Here is a 19,552-nt window from a genome sequence, read left to right as displayed (position 1 = left end):
AGTACTCAAAATAAGCATAAATTATACATATCCATATATTTTATAAATTTTTAAAATTGAGGGCAATCGTGCTGTTTATCATTACCTCAATTATTATTTAATAGCTTCTGTATTGGTTTCATCAATTAATGGTTTTGGATTGGTAAGTTGTTGTTCTTCTAAAACCACCATAACCAACCTAACGTAATCGTTTACGGTTTCTTTCACAGATTCTGGATCGATAATATCTATATAACCCTTCCAAATTAATTCCCTGTCTTTTGTAGGGCAAATGCAATACATAGATGTTTCGGCATGATAAACGGTATATTCGTTATAATACTCCGGGTTGTAAAAGGCATCTTGATATTTTAAATAATCTTCACTAAACCTCCTATATGTATTATCATATTGGTGATAATCATTTCTGTACGAAATTTTGTCTTCTACTCCAATTACCTTTGTGAATAAAATAGTATCAAACCCGTCTGCAATAAGGTTGTTCTCTAACCGTTTTAATTCTTCTTCCGACTGTTTTTCTGAGGTGAACGACGCTTCAAATTGCTCTAAACCCGTTACTGCTTCTATGCCTCTAGATTCGTATTCTGCTTTTAATTTGTTTTCAAATTGTTCTCTCGCTTCTAAATTTGAAGTCACACCCACAATTAAAATTTTACTTGGGTTGTAAATATCAATATCTGGATTTTTCCAGTTTTCAACCAATTGTGTTGTTGAGCAACTAGCAAGCAATAAGAAAACCCCGAATAGTTTTAAGTATTTCATTTTAAGTTATTTTAAGATTAAAAAAAAGCAGAAAGTAATTTATAAGCCAATTACGTTCTGCCTTAAACAAGCTGCTAAAGCACTTCAATAACTTTTTTAGGAATTTCTTTTTCCAAAACATTGTCTTGCTTTAATAACTTTAATTTTAGAATGCCATTTTTATATGATGCCTTTACATCTTGGTTTAAATCTACCGAAGGCGGAAGCATCATTGATCTTTTAAAGGATTCATAACTAAACTCTTTACGGGAATAATCATCTTCCTTTTGCTCGTCTTCCATTTCCTTTTCTGCGCAAACATGAAGCACATCATCTTCAATGGTAACTTCAAAATCCTTTTTGTTAAACCCGGGAGCTGCAAATTCAATTTCAAAACCTTCTTTTTGTTCTTTTACGTTCAAAGCTGGCATTAAACTATCATCTGCAAAAAATGCATCATCAAAAACATCGTCAAATCTTGAAAGGTTATTCAAATTTGGGTTAAACAATCTGCTTCCCCAAGGTCTTAATAAATTATGGTTCCAAGGCGTTAATAATCTGCTCTCAAATGGCGATAATCTATTTCGTTTTCTGCGTTTTAAAAGTGTTGACATAACATTATATTTTTAAGTTAAACGTACAATTACAACACTAATATATTTATAGCAAAGTGGTTTTACAATGATATATATCAGCCATTTACAGCGTTTTTTATGTATTTTACGACGTTTGTTTAAGGAATAAAAACACTTTCTAGATATTGAAACAGTCTAAATTTAAAGTCGAAAATTTCAGATTTAAAATTGAATATATTTAGCTCTAAATCGTCGTGCTTTTTTATGACAATGTTATCACAAACCAAACCCTCAAACTTCATCTTTTCAATTTGATTGGTATGTAAATTTAACTCGCTCAGCAAAGCCTTATTGTCTTTTTTTAAAACATGTAATTCTCGTTTGTATTTAACCAAGTTTTCATATAAATTCATTTCTTGGGGTTTGTAAATGGATTTGCTTAGTAAAGATTTATAAAATTTTAGTTCAAACTGTATATTTTCAAGATTGGCTATATCTCTCAAAATATGGTAATGCAATTCTTCAATGGTTTTAGTACGACTAAAGCTGGTATATGTTTGTTGTTTTTTCATTTTGGTAATGATTTTAAAAATTATAGCCTTACTTTTTCAACATCAGTGAGTTTCGGTATTTTAACCTGCCAACCATACGTGTCTTGTATTTTAACCCGAAAGGCATCTAAAGCAGTTGATTCGCCGTGAATTAAATACACGGTTTCCGGTATGTTTTTTATGTTGCCCATCCAATCGAGCAAATCCTTTTGATCGGCATGTGCCGATAGACTTTCAACACACTTAATAGTAGCTTTTACCGGATAGTATTTTCCGAAAAAGCGTATTTCGTGAGCGCCTTCCTGTAACTGCCTGCCTCTGGTTCCTTCGGCTTGATAGCCTACCAATAATACGGTTGTTGAAGGCTCGTCTATAAGTTGTTGCAAATAGGTAAGCACCCTACCACCCGTTACCATGCCGCTACCTGCAATAATTATTTTAGAGCGTTTATCGTCAATAGTTTCCCAAGTTTCTTTATAAGATTGAATAATATTTACATGATTGCACATGGCGTTATAGTCGGCCATTGATAATTTGTGCCACTTCGGAAATCGGTTAAAAACCTCCAAAACATTATTTCCCATAGGGCTATCTATAAAAATAGGAATGTTGGGTATTTTGTTTTCCCTGTAGAGTTTCCAAAGTAAATACATGAGTGTTTGCAAGCGTTCTACCGCAAAACTTGGAATGATTAAATTCCCTTTTTTATGAATGGTTTCTTTGATGAGTTTGGATAAAAGGGCTTCAATATTTTCATCTGGGTGCAATTTATTGCCATAAGTACTTTCAACAAATAAAAAGTCTGCCCATTCTGGTTTTTTGGGGCTATCCAACAAATAATCGTTTGGTCTGCCAATATCGCCCGAAAACACGAAGCGTTTTCCGCTAATATCCAATTCGATAAAAGTAGCGCCAATAATGTGCCCGTTGTACTTAAATCGATACGATATATTTCCGGATAGGGTAACCCATTTGTCGGGTATTCCAACTTGAAACCGCGCAATGGTTTTTTCTGCTTCAAACTTGGTGTAAAAAGGTAAAGCCGGATGGTGTTTTGTGTATTTTTCCTGGTTTGCTTTTTTGGCTTCTTCTTCGTGTATTTTAGCGCTGTCATTTAAAATAATTTCAGCAATAGCCAAAGTTGGTGCCGTTCCTATAATTTTACCTGTAAACCCCTGTTTTATTAATCGTGGCAAATACCCAACATGATCTAAATGGCCGTGCGTAAGCAAAACCAAATCAATGGTTTCAACATTAATAGGTAAATTGCTCCAATTAAGCTCCCTTAATTCCTTTAAGCCCTGAAACATGCCGCAATCGATCAATATGTTTTTTTCCGAGGTTTCCAAAAGAAATTTAGAACCCGTTACAACACCTGCTGCTCCCAAAAAATTGATTTTAACAAACTTTTCCATAGCTATTAATGATTACAAAGCATTTTTATTTCATTCAGTATTTTTTCTTTTCGTATTTCAGAAACCCCTAAATGGTCCAAGTAAAACGCATCGCCAATTAGTGATCGGCACAGCACCACATCTCTACTTAACAAAAACTGTTTTTCCCTGTTGGTTAGCAATGTTGAAACCGTAATTGGGTACAATCCCAATCGGTCTATTCTATCTTTTAAGCCATCATTTTCGGGGTAATCCCAACTCAATAAATACAAATTTGCACAATTGCCATATTGTATCGCATCTGTTGTAAAACGCGTGTTGGTTACCACCCAACCCTTGGTAAGCGTGGATTTGTTTTTATCTTTGGCATGCCAATGGGACTTTATATCGTTGTAGCGTGAATTTATGTAAAGCGGTATTTTTACATTGCAATTAAGGCCTTCTTCATTATGGAACTTACACTCTATTACCGTGGTTTCATTGTTTTTTTGCGCTATAACATCAATTTCGTGGGTTACGCATTTGCCTTGTAAAATTTTACCAACCTCGGTTTCATAACCAGAATATTGCAAAATGGCACTTATAAAACGCTCAAAAGGAAAACCCGTTGGTCCCAGCTCGTAAATGGCTTTTTTAAGTTTGTATTTTGATGCAAAATGGCTTTTCTTTCTTTTTAGTAATGAAAACGCCCTGTTATAGATTTCTTTTGTTGAAATGCCTTGGTAAAGTTCGTCCCTAACCTTATCAACTATTTGATTGACCGTTTGATGATCTGCGCCAGTGCGTTTTAAGGATGCTTTTAATTTATCCAATGAAAACTTTACTTTTTCACCAGAGGATTTAATAATTTCTATTGAAGCTGGTTTCATGGTCAAGGCTGTAAAATTTAAGGTTGTTAAGTCGTTTTAATGTAATTTGACAAGTTGGTGAACGTGACCCAATCAACTTATTCCGGTATCACCAAAAACGGAATGGTGGGTTTAAATCCTATCTTCTTTATAATGGGTTCGTTTACTATTTTTTCTATAAAACTTTGTTTATAGTTCACCATAGCTAACATGTCTATATCCAGTTCTTCAATAAAATCGTTGATTTCTGCCGTTTTTTTATCATACTTAGGCATCCAATGCAAGCTGTAATCGTGATTGTTTAAATGGCTTTGTAAAATCATCAGGTTATATTCCTGGATATCGCTGAGTTCTTCTTTTTCATTTATATGTACAATTCTAATTTTAGAGTCGTGTAAATCTGCTAGTTTTGTTAACGGCTCTATTTCATCCATTCCATAAAAGCGGTTGTAGTCTGTTGGGAAAGCAATTTGTTTTGGTGTGATAAAATCGTACTCTTCCGGCACAATTAAAACGGGACAATTTCTAAAGCTATTAATAACCCGTACGGTATTACTGCCAAAGAAAAACTCTTTTGCACCGGTGGCGCCTTTTGTTCCCATAACGATTAGATCGATTTGCCATTTTTTAACCGCATTTTTTACAGCGGATAATAAATCTTCTGAACTTAAAATGGTTTTAAAATCATGATTTGGGTTGGCAGTACTGGTTTCGGCCAATGCCTTTAAATCTTTTAACTCGGTCTTGGCGTCTTCTCGCATTATTTTCAATAATTTGTTTGAAAGGTTGGATAGCTTAGAAACCTTAATATTCACGGAGTTTAAAAAATAAAAGGTGCACGGTTCGTTGGCATAAAGCTTTAAGGCGTACACTGTGGCACTCCATGAGTTATCCGAAAAATCTGTTGGAAGTAAAATATGGCGTTTCATTGTTTTTTATTTTAATGTTTTTTTATTGTTTTTGCTGGAATGACTAAAAACGGAACGTTTAAATGAAACCCGATTTGGTTTATTTTGGATTTGAAAAACAAATTCTCGAAAAACGACCGTTTATTGTTAATCATTATTAATAAGTTCACTTCTTTCCTTAATTGAAATTTAGTTATTGCTTCCGGAACCTTTTGATTACTTACACTGTGATATAAGCATTCATTATCCGAAAAATAGGTTTCCAATGTTTTTTTATGTGATTTTTGGGTTTCTGACAAATCGTAACCATAAGACACATTTAAAACATTTACACGGGAATTATAAAGTGACACGATGTTTAATATGGGTTTTATATGATGGTATTTATAGTCGATTTCATAATCTGTTGGAAATAGAACTTCTTGCGGTATTTCAAAATCGAAGCCATCAGGAATGGCTATTACCGGGCATTTTACGTTTTTAAAAACATGTACGGTATTTGTTCCGAACAAAACCTCTTTGGCACCCGTTGCGCCTTTGGTTCCCATAACTATATAATCAATCTCTTTTTCTTCAACAACATCCTTAATTTCGGGAATAAGCGTGTTAAAAACCGCCATAGTTTCTATGCTATGCTTTGGATTTTTAAACGTTGCTGTCATTTTCTCCTTAAAATCGTTTAGCCGTTTTAAGGAGTTTTCCCTAACCGCATCGACCAAACCAAATTGCGCCGGTTGCACCAATACATATTCTACGTGATAGATTATTGGCGTGTAGGTATTCAGCAAATAAAATTTACAGGTTTCGTTTTTAAAAAGCTGTAAAGCATAGGATATGGCATTCCAGGAATTTTCAGAAAAATCGGTGGGAAGAAGTATTTTTTTCATGGCTTTTAAAATTTTAATGGATTGTTAACTGCGTCTCATATTTTGCAATGCCAAAAACGGAATGTTCAGATTTAAGCTCAACTCGTCTATGGTAGATTGATACAGCATACTCTCCAAAAAAGAATATCTAGTATTTACCATAACCAATATGTCGGTGTTGTTTTCTGTAATGTATTTGTAAATGGCATTAATAATATGCTTGCTGTTTTCTATTTTAAAATTAATGGTGTTTTTGCACAGTTCCCTTTCAATAAACGCCATATTGTCTTTTTGCCGTAATGATAATTTATTGCTCGTAGAAATGTAAAGCATATCTATTACGGCCCTAAAAGGAACTGCTATTTCGCATAGTAATTTTAGCTCTCTCCTTTTATACGGTATCATGTAATCTGTTGGGAAAAGAATATGCCTTGGTTGGGAGTATTTATAATTTTCCGGAATGGCCAAAACCGGACATTGCACATATTTTAAAACCTGTAAAGTGTGACTTCCAAAAGTTAGTTTTCTATCGTTTGTCTTACCACGGGTTCCCATTACAACAATATCAATATTTTGCTCATCCACAATTTTATTGGCCTCGTCAACCAACAAGTTATTGGACGATATACTATGGTACGTGTGCCTTGGGTTTGGAGACACACTGTGGGTAAACTTTAAGGTGCTTTTTAATTTTTCTTCGGAGTTTTTGCTAATAATTGCTGTAACGTTATCCAAAGATTCTTGGTCCAATAAATCTTCGTCTGCATAAATATCATCTTGATAGGCATGCATAAAGTAAAACTCGCTAATTTCATATTTGAATAATTCTACGGCATATTGTATGGCGTTGATGGCGTTTTCAGAAAAATCGGTAGGTATTAGTATTTTTCTCATGGCGTTATATTTACAACTAAAGTTAAATACTATATTGTGCCAATACAATGATATATATCAGATTAAAACCCGTTGGATTGGATTTGACATAAACTAAAAAAGGGGCTGTTTATTAACATCCCCTTTTTCAATTCACATTAGTAAAAATGCAAACTGATTAATAGCCACCATAAAACAGAAACAGGAAGCATAAACTTCCTGTTTCTCATTAAAAATATTTGATTTCAGCAATAAACCTTCCTAATGATTAATATACCTAACGCTAGTTATACTAAGTCTTCGGTTATAAATAGTATCAAATATTTCTAAATCAGCGTTAAACATCTTCCAATGAAAACGCTATTTTGTATAAAAAACAGGAAACCCAAGCTTCCTGTTTTTCCAAAGTATTTAATGTCATCATCTAACTTTCGGTTTTCTACAACATACCCTTTATTGCTAAAGGCAACATTGCGGTTTTCCTGCCAAATAATAGCTTGAAACACTTTGTTTCGATAGTGCCGTTTTTCAACAACACTACCTATATTTTTATAACTCTGTAAAAGAACTCCTTAATTATAATGCCAATTTAGGTTGCTATTTTTAAATAGGAAATGATATATATCAGTTTGAAAATTAAACGGGTACAATACCATAAACCATATTAAGTAAAAACAATCCAATTAGAAATAACAAGGTGTAAATAAGCTGTACCAGTTTTATATTAATAAACTTTAAAACCGCAATGGTACGCTTTGGCACTATAAACAATGACAAGCCAACTAAAAGCGTTATCCATCCCATAAGCGTAATTATAAGTTTCCAATTAGGCTCCCAAATATTATGAAACAAAATATTTAACAAACCCATAATTATGGCAATAAACGATGAGATGGTTAGATGTTTTTCATCGTTCAAATTATTAAAAAACTGTTTAATGCGTTTTGGTTTGAAACTTAATATTAAAAAGAAAATAATAAGATACCAACCCCAAAATTTGGCTAAAAAAATTGAATGGTCCATAGTGTTTTAGTTTTTTTCGTGCAGTACCAAAAACGGCACTTCTGTATGATAACTTATTGCTTCAACTTTAGAGTGAAACAATATTTGCTGAAAATAATTTAGGTTTTTTGCCACCATGCAAATCATGTTTATACTTCGGCTTTCTACAAAGCATTGTATGGCATCTTCAACTTTTTTATTAGTTAAATAATGAAAACTAGGCTTAAAATGAATAAAATAATCTTCTAACAGTTCTTTGTTTTTATGCTGATCGCTGTCCAGGTCTGCTCGTTTTTTACTTATATGAAGGATGCGCAATGTAGATTGTTGGTTTTCTAAAATTTCTGAAAGCGGTTCCAGTATTTGTATATCGTAGGTTAGCGAAAAATCTGTTGGAAACGCTATTTCTTCCAACCTAACAAATTTGGCCTGTTCAGGAATTGCCAAAGTGGTACATTTTACTTTGGTAATAACATCGCCCGTGTTGCTTCCAACAATAATTTTTTTTAAACCCGAAGCGCCTTTGGTGCCCATTACAATAAAATCTATTTTTTTTTCTTCAACCTGTTTTCTAACAGATTCTATAAAAAAATTATAATCCGCAAGGGTATAAAACTTATGTTTTTTATTGGGTAAAAACTCTTTGTTAATGCGTTTTAAAATGTTACGCAGCTGCAATTTTGCCGGTTTGGTATAAGCCTCTTCTATAGTTTCTCCTGGAGCTACATAAGGGCTGTCGCTATTCATAAAATTATCAAACCTACTTACGTTCAGCATGTAAAAGTTACAAGCTTCTTTTTCAAAAAAATTAATAGCGTATTTAATAGCATTCCATGAATTTTCTGAAAAATCTGTGGGAAGTAATATATTTTTCATCTGAAATCATCTTTACAAACACTAAATTACATGGTTAACCCTAGGTACGAAATGATATTAATCATTTTTAGCCGCGTTTGATATTTAACTGCTATTGATGTTTTTTAATTTTTCAATATCAATTACGCTAATATTTCTACCATCTGCTTTTATAATGCCTTGTTTTTTAAAGAGCGCCAAAGTTCGAATAAAGGTTTCCGGGGCAATACCCGCAACACTAGCTAAATCGTTTCGGGAAATTTTTATAACATCGTCGGGTTTGCGGTTTATTTTTTCGGCAAACCTTAAAATAGTGGCTGCCGTTTTTTGGTTAACCGTGCTGTATGCCATTTGCAATAATTCCTCTTTTACTGATGAAAGATTATTTGCCAACAGCTCTATAAGCTCCATAACAACTTTTTGGTTTTGGTCGAGCAAAGTTTTAAACGCTACCATTGAAATTCCAATCAACTTGGTATCGGCAATAGCCGTTGCGGTTTCTTTATAGGGCGTGTTTTGGGTAAAGGAATGGTATCCAAACAAGTCGTCTTCTTTATATAGAGCCGTAACCAGTTCTTTGCCCAACTCGTTAATTTGGTGGCATTTTACAGCACCTTTGCTTATTAAATAAATATAATTTGAGTGCTCGCCCTCGCGGTAAATAACAGTTTCGTTTTTAAAGGTGAATGCAGTGCCGTGGTCTTCAAAAAAATTCTTTAAATCGTTTAATGTTTTTATTTCATTTTCATTGGGTAGATATACTTGTTTTTTTTGATTACTCTTTATTTCCTGTAAAATGGAAACTTTTGCCAAACGGCTTTCAATGGCGCTAATAATATCGCTTTCGGTAAACGGTTTAGTTATGTAATCGTCTGCGCCCAGATTCATGCCTTTTCTAACATCGCTGCGTTCTGTTTTGGCTGATAAAAATATAAAAGGAATGTATTTTGTGATTTTACTTTTTGACAGGGTTTTAAGCACCGCATAGCCATCCATTTCGGGCATCATAATATCGCAAACAATAATATCCGGCACATGCTTTTTCGCCATAACAACGCCCGCTTTACCATTTGAAGCTGTAATAACCTTATAGTCTGATAGTTCTAAAAGTTCTGCCGTATTTTCTCTTAAAACAGCATCATCTTCAATAAGTAAAACTGTTTTCATGCGCTATTAATTGTTGTTTTTTATCCCGACACCCATCAGAAATTACACAATATAAATATAATAATTATGTTGATTTAATCGCGTTTTAGTTAGTCGCATTTTATTGCTGTGCTGTATTTGGAAACGTTATTATAAAGGTAGAACCTTTGTTTTCTTTGCTCGAAAAGCTTATTGTGCCGCCTATATTTTCCAAATGATTTTTAACAATATTTAATCCAATTCCGGTGCCTTGGGTATTTAGAACGTTTTCTGCTCTAAAATAACGTTCAAAAATATGTTTCTGATCTTTTTCCGGTATGCCTATACCTTGGTCCTTAATTTTAAACGTTGTTGTTTCGCTGTTTTGTTTAACCTCTATATCTATGGTAGTATGCTCTGGCGAATAGTTAATGGCATTGTACAATAAATTGGACAGTATTAATTCAGTGATTTTTTCGTCTTGAAACATCGAAAAATCATCAATGTCCTGCGGGTAGTTTATTTGCTGGCCTTCCTTTAAAAGCATGTTGGCGTTATAGACCACTTCATTTATCACTTTGCTTAATTTAAAATGGGCAAACCTGTAGTTTACTTTACCCGATTCTAATTTTTCGAATGATAAAAAATCGTTTAAAATATTGTTTAAATAGTGTACTTTATCTGTAATCGTTTTTATATGCTTATCGCGTTTTTCCTGCTGTTCGGTTAAGGTATACTTGCCCAATAATTGGCTAGAGGTTAAAATGCCACTTAACGGTGTTTTAAACTCATGCGACACCAAGGATAAAAACTGAGTTTTCAACTCATTTAATTCTTTCTCTTTGCTCAAAGCGGTTTTCAGTTGTTGGGTTCTCTCTTCTATCTTTTGCTTTTCGGAAATATCCCTAACCATAGCCATAACGTAGGTTTTGTTATATATGGTAAACGGGTTTAATTCAACCTCTACAGGAAAAACGGTGCCATCTTTTTTTAAGCCAAAAATATCTACCGCTTCGCCCATTTTTCTGCGTTTGCCTCTTTTAACAAATTTTTCAAAATATACGGAATGGCTCGAATGGAAATGAGAAGGTATCAGTAAATTGAGTTCTTTATCTAAGATTTCATTTTTAGCATATCCAAAAATTGTTTCCGCAAATGAGTTAACCTCCATGATTTTTTGATGGTTATCAACTATAATAACACCCTCGGAAACGGCTTCGAGCAGAATATTAAATATTTCTTGATCTTGGTTAAACATAAAACTGGAGCTTTACGGACAGTGTTTCAAAGGTAGGAGAAAATTCTCATATTTTTTGCTTTCTACTGATTTATATCATAGCTAAATATACAATTACTATGTAACTTTAATCCATTAATTAGTTGATAAACGCAAAAATGGAAACCAAAAAAAAGACCTTTATTAATTTTTACCAAAACCTCGGTAAACTATTTTATGCCATTGCTGCTGCAGACAAAAAAGTGGAAGACGCCGAGTACGACACACTAAAGGAATTGGTAAAAAAACATTGGCTAAATGTTGATGTTACCAAAGACGCTAACCAAACCGATGCGGCTTACCAAATAGACATTGTTTTTGACTGGTTGAATAATGAAAACAAATTAGATGCCAAGGCGTGTTTTAATGATTTTATAGCCTATAAAAACGAACAAAAACACTTATTTACAAACAAAGTAAAACGCTTGATTTTAAAAACGGCTTCGGAGATTGCACATGCTTTTTCCGGCATAAACAAATCTGAGCTTATACTACTTGCCAAACTTGATATTGAATTAAGAACATAACTATTAGAAGCGCTTCAGTGCATTTAAACCATTTGGGAAGTATTGCCAAAATCATTTAAGATGCTTATATTTATAACACTACAGAATTTAGAATTGAAAGCGAGCAACCCAATGAAGACGTTCTAGCATTTATTATCAATAAAAAAACTTAAACCTATAAAACAAATCAATGGCATTTATAGATTATTATAAAATATTGGGAGTTTCAAAAAAAGCTACCGAAGCCGAAATAAAAAAAGCCTACCGAAAGTTGGCGCGTAAATTCCATCCGGATTTAAACCCAAACGATAAGGTTGCAGAAAAAAAATTCAAGGAAATCAACGAAGCCAATGAGGTGTTGAGCAACCCCGAAAACCGAAAAAAGTACGACCAATATGGCGAGCATTGGCAACACGGTGAAGCCTACGACAAGGCAAAACAGCAACAACAACATTCACGACAATACAGCACTCAAGGAGACTTTGGAGGCTACAATAAAGAAGATTTTTCAGATTTTTTCGAAAACATGTTTGGTGGCGGATCGTCCCGCGGTGGTGGCAGACAGGTAAAATTTAGAGGTCAGGATTTTAATGCCGAATTACAACTAAACCTAAAAGATGTTTACACCACCCATAAACGCACTTTAACCGTAAATAATAAAAACATCAGGATTACCATTCCTGCCGGTGTTGAAAATGGGCAAATCATTAAAATAAAAGGGCATGGTGGCAAAGGGGTAAATGATGGACCCAATGGCGATTTATACATACAGTTTTCCATTGTAAACCACTCCAATTTCAAAAGAGACAAAAACAACCTTCACACCACCGTAGATTTGGATGTATATAAAGCCCTATTGGGCGGAGAGCTTATGATTGATACGTTTAACGGAAAAGTAAAATTAAACATCAAACCAGAAACCCAAAACGGTGCAAAGGTAAAACTGAAAGGCAAAGGGTTTCCTAAATACAAAAAAGAAGGGCAATTTGGAGACCTGTACATTACCTATCGAATTAAACTACCCACAAATCTAACTTCGGAAGAGAAGGCCCTCATCAAACAATTACAAAAACTGCGTTCGTAATGGAAACACAAGATTTAATACCCATACAAGTAATCTGTAAGCGTTATAACATTCCTGTTTCATTTATCAACACGCTGCAAGAATTTCAGCTTATAGAAATAATTGTTGAAAAAGATGTTTTTTATATCCATACCACCCAAATAAAAGAGGTTGAAAAAATGATGCGCTTGCATTACGATTTGGATATAAATTTAGAAGGTGTCGATGTTATTTACAATTTATTAAAACAAGTTGAAAGTTTAAAAAACGAAATAAATACCTTGCATAACAAATTGCGATTTTATGAAGATTTATAAATAACAAAATGGAACAATTACTAAAGTGGCTTGATGCCAACCCAACATTTTACAGCATATTTAAATATATCCTGCTGGTTGCTTTTGTACTTATTATAATTCAAATTGTAAGGCGGTTTTTAAGAAAAAACGTCACCGATACCTCTGCGCGTTACAAGTCCCAAAAAGGCATAGAAATTATTGGGTACATTGTTTTGGTCATTTTGTCCTTTTCCTATTTTACAGGTAACATCAAAGACTTTACATTGGCTATAGGCCTGTTTTCAGCGGGTATTGCCTTTACGCTACAAGAGCTCATTTTAAGCATTGCTGGGTCTTTATACATCTTTATTGTAAAAGTGTACAAGCCTGGAGACCGCATTGAAATCAATGGTATTAAAGGAGACGTTATAGATATTGATAGCATGTACACCACCATGATGGAAATTGGGCAATGGGTAAGCAGCGATAACTATAGTGGGCGCATTGTAAAGCTGAGTAATGCCTTTGTTTTTAAAGGGCCGGTTTACAATTATTCGCAAGACTTTCCTTTTATTTGGGATGAATTCAACTTACCAATTAAATACGGGTCTGATATTGAACTGGCAAAATCCATCGTTATTAAAATTGCTTCGGAAACCCTTTTTGATTTTACAAAGAATTCAAAATCAAAATGGAAAGAAATAGTTAACAAATACTATATTGAAGATGCCGTGGTGGACCCTACTTTAGCAATTACATTAACCGATAATTGGATTCAATTCAACCTGAGGTACATTGTTGATTACAAAAAAAGACGCCACACAAAACATATTTTAAACGATAAAATTGGTGAAGCCATTAAAAACACCAATAACAAAGTTGTTTTAGCATCTACAACCATAGAACTCATTAAGATTCCAGACTTAAAAGTTAATCTTGATGGGAAAAGCAATACATAATACAGCACGTTTTTTTAACCTAACAGCTTAAAATGAACCTTCTAAACACGAATGATTTTTTATTATTGAAATCTTTAAAAATTGCCTATTTTTAAACCAATAGGAACACGCTTTTAATGGAAAACAACAAAGAGAAAGGTCACAATCACAGTAAAATTTTCGGAAATAAATCAGAGCTCTATTTTGCTATTTTAAGTGGCATTTTTATGTTGATAGGGTTTTTAATAGAAAGGCTAACTCATGTAAACGAATGGTTGGCTTTAACGGGCTATATGATAGCTTATTTTTTTGGTGGTTATTTTATAACCATTGAGGCCTCAAAAAAAATCATTAAAGGCGGTTTTGATATCGATTTTTTAATGATTGCCGCTGCTGCTGGTGCCGCCTATATTGGTAGTTGGGCAGAAGGAGCGCTATTGTTGTTCTTGTTTAGCCTTGGGCATGCTTTAGAGCATTTCGCCATGAACAAAGCTAAAAAATCTATTGAAGCCCTTAACGAATTATCTCCTAAAACCGCTCATATTAAAAAAAATGGAAAACTTATAAAAGTCGCTATAGACGACTTAAAAATAAACGATATTATTGTTGTAAAACCCCATACAAAAATCGCAGCCGATGGTGTTGTAATAAGTGGTAGTTCCAGCGTAAACCAAGCACCAATAACCGGAGAAAGTATCCCTGTTGACAAAACACCTATTGAAAATACAACCCATCTGCCAGAATTTAATGCCATCGATAAAAACCATGTGGTTTATACAGGTACCATTAATGGAGATAATGTTCTTGAAATTCTAGTTTTAAAATTAAGCAAAGACTCTACGGTATCCCGTTTAATTAAAATGGTTAGAGATGTTGAAACCCAAAAATCACCCACACAGCAACTAACAAAAAAATTCGAGAAGTGGTATGTTCCCATAGTAATATTGGTGGTTTTCCTATTGTGTTTCGCATATGTGATTCTCGATGAAAGTTTTGAAACCAGTCTGTACAGAGCCATAACGGTGTTGGTGGCCGCAAGCCCTTGTGCCTTAGCTATTTCAACCCCTAGCGCTGTGTTAAGTGGTATCGCTAGGGCGGCTCAAAAAGGCATATTGATTAAAGGTGGAAAAGCGTTGGAAGATTTGGGGGAAATCACAACCATTGCCTTTGATAAAACCGGAACATTAACAGAAGGAAAACCTAAATTAACCCATGTAATTCCGCTTAATGATTTTGATGAGACAGCATTTGTCAAACTCGTTTTAAATGTTGAAAGTTTAAGCAATCATCCGCTGGCAAAGGCCATTTCAAAGGATATAAAAACCCAATATCATATCGAGTCTCAAAATAAAGCTTCGCATGTAAATGCCATTCAAGGAAAAGGAATTCGCGCTATTTATTTAAATGAAGAAGTATTTATAGGAAATGTAAAGCTCATGGAAGATGCCGGCATTAAAGTGGGCAAAACGGTTATCTCAAAAATGAAAAACCTTTTGGAAAATGGCCATACCGTCATGCTTGTAGCCTTTAAAAATGAGGTTATAGGATTAATTAGTGTTATGGACCTACCCCGAAAAACCGCAGCGGCAACCCTAATACGATTGAAAAAAATAGGTATTAAACGCATGATAATGCTTACGGGAGACCATCAAAACGTAGGTAATGCCATTGCTAAACAAATAGGACTCACAGATGTTAAAGGGAATTTATTGCCCGAGGACAAGGTTTCAGAAATACAAAAACTCATAGAACAGAACAAAAAGGTAGCCATGGTTGGCGATGGTGTAAATGATGCCCCCGCCATGGCCTTAAGTACGGTAAGCATTGCCATGGGAGCCGCAGGCAGCGATGTGGCATTAGAAACTGCCGATGTGGCTTTAATGTCCGATAAAATCGAGAAATTACCTTATGCCATTGCACTAAGCCGAAAATCCAAACAAATTATAAAACAAAACATTTTAATAAGTTTGGGGGTGGTTATAGTATTGGTTCCGGTTACTATTTTAGGATTGACAAACATTGGATTGGCCGTAGCTTTTCACGAAGGATCCACAATCGTGGTAGTTTTAAACGCCTTGCGATTACTTCGCTATGATATGCGTTGACCATCAAAAATCAAAAAATAACTCTACCACTACTATTGATTTTTTTAGGGTTAAACTGATATCTCTCATATTAAAACCAGAAGGTATCCATTAATTTTATAAAAAATAATAGTATGCTCACCTTTAAGAACTTTAATATTGCGGATTGGTTTTCGTTTTATAGAGTTGTAGCGGCACCTTTTCTTGTGTTATTATTATGGCTTGATGAACGGCAGCTTTTTGCGTGGTTTTTACTGATTAGTTATATAACCGATGCCGTTGATGGTTATTTGGCCAGAAGGCTCAAAATAACAAGCCCTAGAGGTTCGCAGTTGGATTCCTTTGGCGATCAGATTACATTGATTGTCGGTCTTATTGGTCTGTTTTATTTTGAATCCGATTTTATCAAAAGCAACCTCGTGCTTATAATTATTGCCTTTACGCCATACGTGGTTCAAATGATAATGGCCTATTTAAAGTATGGAAAAGCAACAGCGTTTCATACATATTTGGCAAAACTATCGGCGATAATGCAAAGTGTTTTTATTTTATGGGCATTATTTTTTTCACCAGAGTACGCTTTGTTTTATATTATGATAGGTATTGGTCTTTTAGAAACTTTTGAAGAAATTATGCTTATTTTAATGTACGATAATTGGGCATCAGATGTCAAAGGGATTTATTGGGCATTCAAAGACAAACGTCGACTTAAAAAAGAAGATAAAAAACGTAACACTCTATAATGCGAAGCTACTCACTATTTACCATTTTACTTTTATGTTTGGCCATCTTATTAATAGATGTTTTTGCTTTTTATTGGCTGCAATCTATAACCAAACTTATTACATCGGCATTTTTAAGACACGCTATCCACATCACATTTTGGGTATTTACCATAGGGCTTATTATATCCATAATCATATTAAAAGTGAGGTTGAACGCTATTGACCCCAGAAGAAAACAACTGCTAATATCGTCACTATACGGCTTAACCATATCTTCATTTATCCCTAAAATAATTTTTGTTATTGTGATATCGATTTTATTCTTTACAAACTTTGTTTTTTCAGAAAAAGAATCGCTATTAATCATTCCGCTTATAGCCTTATTTTCCGGATTTTTACCTTTTTTCGTGATTGCTTTTGGCATTTTTAAATCGCTTTACAATTTTAAAATTTATCACGTCGAAATTAAATTCAATCACTTACCAAAAGCCTTCGAAAACTTAAGAATTGTTCAAATTTCGGATGCGCATTTAGGTAGTTTCAACCATCGTTTTCATATTTTAAATCGTGCCGTAAGTAAGATTAACCAGTTGAAACCAGATTTAATTTTATTCACTGGAGATTTGGTAAACAATTATGCTTGGGAATTACGCGGATGGAGTAGAGTGTTCAGGAAATTATCGGCAACTATGGGCAAATATGCCGTTTTGGGCAACCATGATTACGGAGATTATAGCAGGTGGAACTCCAAAAAAAAAAAGCAAGAAAATTTTAATGCGATTAAGGCTTTTTTTAAAGACATCGATTTTAACCTGTTGCTCAATCAATCTGAAATTATTGAAGACAATAACGATAAAATAGCCATCATAGGTGTCGAAAATTGGGGGAATCCGCCCTTTAAGCAATATGGCGATTTGCAAAAAGCCATTAAAAACGTTGAAACCATTCCGTTTAAAATATTATTATCCCACGACCCTTCGCATTGGACAGAGGAAGTGGTTGGCAAAACCGATATCGCGTTAACCTTATCCGGACACACACATGGCATGCAAGCCGCTTTTAAATATAAAAACCTGCAATGGAGCCCCATAAAATATAAATACAAACATTGGGCGGGTTTATACAATGAGAAAGACCAATACTTACATGTTAATCGTGGTTTGGGCTGGTTAGGGTTTCCCGGGAGGTTGGGCATGCGACCGGAAATTACGTTAATAGAAATTAAAACTGATTAATATCATATTCTAAAACCCAAATATTGAATAACTTACTTGAGTCTAACTAGGTGTGTCGCCTTAAAATAAAAATGCAATGATAAAAAATTTAGATTTAAAAGAAAGTCTCTTTATCCTTGAAAACAATTATATAGGGCATTTGTCGTACATCTATCAAAACAAGCCTTATATGGTGCCCATTACCTATTATTTCGATCAGGTTAACAACGCTATTATTTGTTATTCGGGAGAAGGCCATAAAATAATAGCCATGAGAAAAAACAACGCCGTATCCCTTCAGGTTGCAGAAATCTCAACGGTTAACCATTGGAAATCGGTATTGGTCCACGGTAAATTCGAGCAGCAATTTGGTAGCGGTGCCAAGGCGTATCTTCATGCGTTTTCATTGGGTGTTAAGGATGTGGTTATGGAAAAAGAGCAAACCAAACTAGATTTTATCAGCGAGTTTTCCAGTAAAATTTTTAAAGGAGACACCCCAATTGTTTTTTTAATTAAGATAGAACACATCACAGGTAAAAAAAGAAAGCGTTAATTACCTGTTAACAGTCTGCTATACTGATATTTATCATTTCAAAACTTCATATTGATACATACCTTAGTATTTAATCTTAAATATAAGGAAAATGAAAGCATTAGTTTATTATGGCGATCATAATATCGCTTTGGAAGAAAGACCAAAACCAACCATCATTAAGCCTACAGATGTTATTGTAAAAGTATTAAAAACAACCATTTGCGGCACCGACATAGGTATCTACAAAGGTAAAAACCCAGAAATTGAAAGTGGACGCATTCTTGGGCATGAAGGCGTAGGTATTATTGAAGACGTTGGAGATAGTGTTACCCGATTTAAAAAAGGAGATAAAGTTTTAATTTCATGTGTTACGTCTTGTGGTTCGTGCAAATATTGTAAAAAACAATTGTATGCACACTGTACAGATGGCGGCTGGATTTTAGGCTATATGATAGACGGTGTTCAAGCTGAATACGTGAGAATTCCCCATGCCGACAATAGCTTACATAGAATTCCAGAAAGCATATCCGATGACATCGCGGTTTTGCTAAGTGATATTATGCCTACTGGCCATGAAATAGGTACGCAATACGGAAATGTAAAGCCAGGTGATGATATTGCTATAGTTGGTGCTGGTCCTATTGGGATGTCTGTACTTTTAACAGCCCTGTTCTACTCACCTTCTAAAATTATCATGATTGATTTAGATGAAAACAGACTTAAACTAGCCAAAGAATTAGGTGCTACACATACCATTAATTCTGGCACTACAAACGTAGAAAAAGCCGTTAAAGAAATCGTTGGGAAAGAAGGTGTTGATGTTGCCATAGAAGCTGTTGGAATCCCGCAAACTTGGGATATGTGTCAAAAAATAGTAAAACCAGGAGCTCATATCGCTAATGTAGGTGTACATGGCACAAAAGTAGATTTTAATATTGAGAAACTTTGGATTAAAAACCTTACGATTACCACAGGTCTTGTTAACACAAACACAACACCAATGCTATTAAAAACAACAGCTGCTAATAATTCGCATTTAAAAAAAATGATTACACATCATTTCCCGCTTTCAGAACTTGAGCATGCCTATCAGGTGTTTTTAAATGGTGCTAAGGAAAAGGCAATGAAAATTATTATTACTAATGAATAACTATGGCTAACTCATGCAACTACTTGTAACCTCATCTGGTATTCA

General features: G+C 34.3%; 21 protein-coding genes. 9 read left to right on the top strand and 12 right to left on the bottom strand.

What is annotated here, in order from left to right:
* Window positions 1–93: 93 nt before the first annotated feature.
* The 12 genes from RNZ47_RS16060 to RNZ47_RS16005 form a co-directional block, all read right to left on the bottom strand.
* Window positions 94–762, bottom strand: a complete 669-nt coding sequence (locus RNZ47_RS16060) for a hypothetical protein (RefSeq protein ID WP_311942843.1) — start codon at window positions 760–762, stop codon at window positions 94–96.
* A 74-nt stretch (window positions 763–836) separates the two neighbouring features.
* Complete coding sequence (locus RNZ47_RS16055) at window positions 837–1,355, bottom strand: Hsp20/alpha crystallin family protein (RefSeq protein WP_311942840.1); 519 nt, start codon at window positions 1,353–1,355, stop codon at window positions 837–839.
* Window positions 1,356–1,474: 119 nt separating this feature from the next.
* Window positions 1,475–1,888 carry a hypothetical protein gene (locus RNZ47_RS16050; RefSeq protein WP_311942835.1) on the bottom strand — a complete coding sequence of 138 codons (414 nt, stop codon included), beginning with the start codon at window positions 1,886–1,888 and terminating at the stop codon, window positions 1,475–1,477.
* A gap of 20 nt (window positions 1,889–1,908) precedes the next feature.
* Window positions 1,909–3,282, bottom strand: a complete 1,374-nt coding sequence (locus tag RNZ47_RS16045; RefSeq protein WP_311942829.1) for an MBL fold metallo-hydrolase RNA specificity domain-containing protein — start codon at window positions 3,280–3,282, stop codon at window positions 1,909–1,911.
* Window positions 3,283–3,287: 5 nt separating this feature from the next.
* Window positions 3,288–4,130, bottom strand: coding sequence for an ATP cone domain-containing protein (locus tag RNZ47_RS16040; protein ID WP_311942826.1), 843 nt, complete (start codon window positions 4,128–4,130; stop codon window positions 3,288–3,290).
* 77 nt (window positions 4,131–4,207) lie between these two features.
* Window positions 4,208–5,038, bottom strand: a complete 831-nt coding sequence (locus tag RNZ47_RS16035) for a universal stress protein (protein WP_311942823.1) — start codon at window positions 5,036–5,038, stop codon at window positions 4,208–4,210.
* A gap of 11 nt (window positions 5,039–5,049) precedes the next feature.
* Window positions 5,050–5,904 carry a universal stress protein gene (locus RNZ47_RS16030; RefSeq protein ID WP_311942821.1) on the bottom strand — a complete coding sequence of 285 codons (855 nt, stop codon included), beginning with the start codon at window positions 5,902–5,904 and terminating at the stop codon, window positions 5,050–5,052.
* Window positions 5,905–5,928: 24 nt separating this feature from the next.
* On the bottom strand, window positions 5,929–6,777 hold the full coding sequence (locus tag RNZ47_RS16025) for a universal stress protein (protein WP_311942818.1): 849 nt from the start codon (window positions 6,775–6,777) through the stop codon (window positions 5,929–5,931).
* Window positions 6,778–7,392: 615 nt separating this feature from the next.
* Entirely contained in the window at window positions 7,393–7,779 is a 387-nt protein-coding gene (locus tag RNZ47_RS16020; RefSeq protein WP_311942813.1) for a hypothetical protein, read from the bottom strand.
* A 6-nt stretch (window positions 7,780–7,785) separates the two neighbouring features.
* Window positions 7,786–8,634 (bottom strand): universal stress protein, encoded by an 849-nt coding sequence (locus tag RNZ47_RS16015; protein WP_311942809.1) that lies wholly within the window; start codon window positions 8,632–8,634, stop codon window positions 7,786–7,788.
* 84 nt (window positions 8,635–8,718) lie between these two features.
* Window positions 8,719–9,780: a response regulator gene (locus RNZ47_RS16010; protein ID WP_311942806.1), complete on the bottom strand. Its 1,062-nt coding sequence runs from the start codon at window positions 9,778–9,780 to the stop codon at window positions 8,719–8,721.
* A gap of 100 nt (window positions 9,781–9,880) precedes the next feature.
* Window positions 9,881–10,996 carry a PAS domain-containing sensor histidine kinase gene (locus RNZ47_RS16005; RefSeq protein ID WP_311942802.1) on the bottom strand — a complete coding sequence of 372 codons (1,116 nt, stop codon included), beginning with the start codon at window positions 10,994–10,996 and terminating at the stop codon, window positions 9,881–9,883.
* Window positions 10,997–11,133: 137 nt separating this feature from the next.
* Here RNZ47_RS16005 and RNZ47_RS16000 point away from each other — a divergent pair, with 137 nt between their 5' ends.
* From RNZ47_RS16000 to RNZ47_RS15960, 9 genes are all read left to right on the top strand, one after another.
* Complete coding sequence (locus tag RNZ47_RS16000; RefSeq protein WP_311942798.1) at window positions 11,134–11,541, top strand: hypothetical protein; 408 nt, start codon at window positions 11,134–11,136, stop codon at window positions 11,539–11,541.
* Window positions 11,542–11,710: 169 nt separating this feature from the next.
* On the top strand, window positions 11,711–12,604 hold the full coding sequence (locus RNZ47_RS15995; RefSeq protein ID WP_311942794.1) for a DnaJ C-terminal domain-containing protein: 894 nt from the start codon (window positions 11,711–11,713) through the stop codon (window positions 12,602–12,604).
* A complete protein-coding gene (locus tag RNZ47_RS15990; protein WP_311942791.1) occupies window positions 12,604–12,900 on the top strand; it encodes a chaperone modulator CbpM in 297 nt (98 codons plus the stop codon). The genes RNZ47_RS15995 and RNZ47_RS15990 overlap by 1 nt, the downstream gene beginning before the upstream one ends.
* 8 nt (window positions 12,901–12,908) lie before the next feature.
* Window positions 12,909–13,820: a mechanosensitive ion channel family protein gene (locus RNZ47_RS15985; RefSeq protein WP_311942788.1), complete on the top strand. Its 912-nt coding sequence runs from the start codon at window positions 12,909–12,911 to the stop codon at window positions 13,818–13,820.
* A 116-nt stretch (window positions 13,821–13,936) separates the two neighbouring features.
* Window positions 13,937–15,904: a heavy metal translocating P-type ATPase gene (locus RNZ47_RS15980; protein WP_311942785.1), complete on the top strand. Its 1,968-nt coding sequence runs from the start codon at window positions 13,937–13,939 to the stop codon at window positions 15,902–15,904.
* A 113-nt stretch (window positions 15,905–16,017) separates the two neighbouring features.
* Window positions 16,018–16,626: a CDP-alcohol phosphatidyltransferase family protein gene (locus RNZ47_RS15975; RefSeq protein WP_311942781.1), complete on the top strand. Its 609-nt coding sequence runs from the start codon at window positions 16,018–16,020 to the stop codon at window positions 16,624–16,626.
* Window positions 16,626–17,843, top strand: a complete 1,218-nt coding sequence (locus tag RNZ47_RS15970) for a metallophosphoesterase (RefSeq protein WP_311942778.1) — start codon at window positions 16,626–16,628, stop codon at window positions 17,841–17,843. Before RNZ47_RS15975 ends, RNZ47_RS15970 begins: the two co-directional genes overlap by 1 nt.
* Window positions 17,844–17,919: 76 nt before the next feature.
* Window positions 17,920–18,375, top strand: coding sequence for a pyridoxamine 5'-phosphate oxidase family protein (locus RNZ47_RS15965; RefSeq protein ID WP_311942775.1), 456 nt, complete (start codon window positions 17,920–17,922; stop codon window positions 18,373–18,375).
* Between the two features lie 91 nt (window positions 18,376–18,466).
* Window positions 18,467–19,507, top strand: a complete 1,041-nt coding sequence (locus tag RNZ47_RS15960) for a zinc-dependent alcohol dehydrogenase family protein (RefSeq protein ID WP_311942771.1) — start codon at window positions 18,467–18,469, stop codon at window positions 19,505–19,507.
* Window positions 19,508–19,552 lie beyond the last annotated feature (45 nt).

The sequence above is a fragment of the Hwangdonia seohaensis genome (assembly GCF_031932625.1).
In the GTDB taxonomy this organism is placed as follows: Bacteria; Bacteroidota; Bacteroidia; order Flavobacteriales; family Flavobacteriaceae; genus Hwangdonia; species Hwangdonia seohaensis.
Note: the sequence above shows the minus strand (reverse complement) of the source record. Positions and strands in the feature narration are given on the sequence as shown.

What these genes read in the sequence shown, in the direction of transcription:
- RNZ47_RS16060 (WP_311942843.1), bottom strand. Translation starts at nt 762, where the DNA reads ATGAAATACTTAAAACTATTCGGGGTTTTCTTATTGCTTGCTAGTTGC.
- RNZ47_RS16055 (WP_311942840.1), bottom strand. Translation starts at nt 1,355, where the DNA reads ATGTCAACACTTTTAAAACGCAGAAAACGAAATAGATTATCGCCATTT.
- RNZ47_RS16050 (WP_311942835.1), bottom strand. Translation starts at nt 1,888, where the DNA reads ATGAAAAAACAACAAACATATACCAGCTTTAGTCGTACTAAAACCATT.
- RNZ47_RS16045 (WP_311942829.1), bottom strand. Translation starts at nt 3,282, where the DNA reads ATGGAAAAGTTTGTTAAAATCAATTTTTTGGGAGCAGCAGGTGTTGTA.
- RNZ47_RS16040 (WP_311942826.1), bottom strand. Translation starts at nt 4,130, where the DNA reads ATGAAACCAGCTTCAATAGAAATTATTAAATCCTCTGGTGAAAAAGTA.
- RNZ47_RS16035 (WP_311942823.1), bottom strand. Translation starts at nt 5,038, where the DNA reads ATGAAACGCCATATTTTACTTCCAACAGATTTTTCGGATAACTCATGG.
- RNZ47_RS16030 (WP_311942821.1), bottom strand. Translation starts at nt 5,904, where the DNA reads ATGAAAAAAATACTTCTTCCCACCGATTTTTCTGAAAATTCCTGGAAT.
- RNZ47_RS16025 (WP_311942818.1), bottom strand. Translation starts at nt 6,777, where the DNA reads ATGAGAAAAATACTAATACCTACCGATTTTTCTGAAAACGCCATCAAC.
- RNZ47_RS16020 (WP_311942813.1), bottom strand. Translation starts at nt 7,779, where the DNA reads ATGGACCATTCAATTTTTTTAGCCAAATTTTGGGGTTGGTATCTTATT.
- RNZ47_RS16015 (WP_311942809.1), bottom strand. Translation starts at nt 8,634, where the DNA reads ATGAAAAATATATTACTTCCCACAGATTTTTCAGAAAATTCATGGAAT.
- RNZ47_RS16010 (WP_311942806.1), bottom strand. Translation starts at nt 9,780, where the DNA reads ATGAAAACAGTTTTACTTATTGAAGATGATGCTGTTTTAAGAGAAAAT.
- RNZ47_RS16005 (WP_311942802.1), bottom strand. Translation starts at nt 10,996, where the DNA reads ATGTTTAACCAAGATCAAGAAATATTTAATATTCTGCTCGAAGCCGTT.
- RNZ47_RS16000 (WP_311942798.1), top strand. Translation starts at nt 11,134, where the DNA reads ATGGAAACCAAAAAAAAGACCTTTATTAATTTTTACCAAAACCTCGGT.
- RNZ47_RS15995 (WP_311942794.1), top strand. Translation starts at nt 11,711, where the DNA reads ATGGCATTTATAGATTATTATAAAATATTGGGAGTTTCAAAAAAAGCT.
- RNZ47_RS15990 (WP_311942791.1), top strand. Translation starts at nt 12,604, where the DNA reads ATGGAAACACAAGATTTAATACCCATACAAGTAATCTGTAAGCGTTAT.
- RNZ47_RS15985 (WP_311942788.1), top strand. Translation starts at nt 12,909, where the DNA reads ATGGAACAATTACTAAAGTGGCTTGATGCCAACCCAACATTTTACAGC.
- RNZ47_RS15980 (WP_311942785.1), top strand. Translation starts at nt 13,937, where the DNA reads ATGGAAAACAACAAAGAGAAAGGTCACAATCACAGTAAAATTTTCGGA.
- RNZ47_RS15975 (WP_311942781.1), top strand. Translation starts at nt 16,018, where the DNA reads ATGCTCACCTTTAAGAACTTTAATATTGCGGATTGGTTTTCGTTTTAT.
- RNZ47_RS15970 (WP_311942778.1), top strand. Translation starts at nt 16,626, where the DNA reads ATGCGAAGCTACTCACTATTTACCATTTTACTTTTATGTTTGGCCATC.
- RNZ47_RS15965 (WP_311942775.1), top strand. Translation starts at nt 17,920, where the DNA reads ATGATAAAAAATTTAGATTTAAAAGAAAGTCTCTTTATCCTTGAAAAC.
- RNZ47_RS15960 (WP_311942771.1), top strand. Translation starts at nt 18,467, where the DNA reads ATGAAAGCATTAGTTTATTATGGCGATCATAATATCGCTTTGGAAGAA.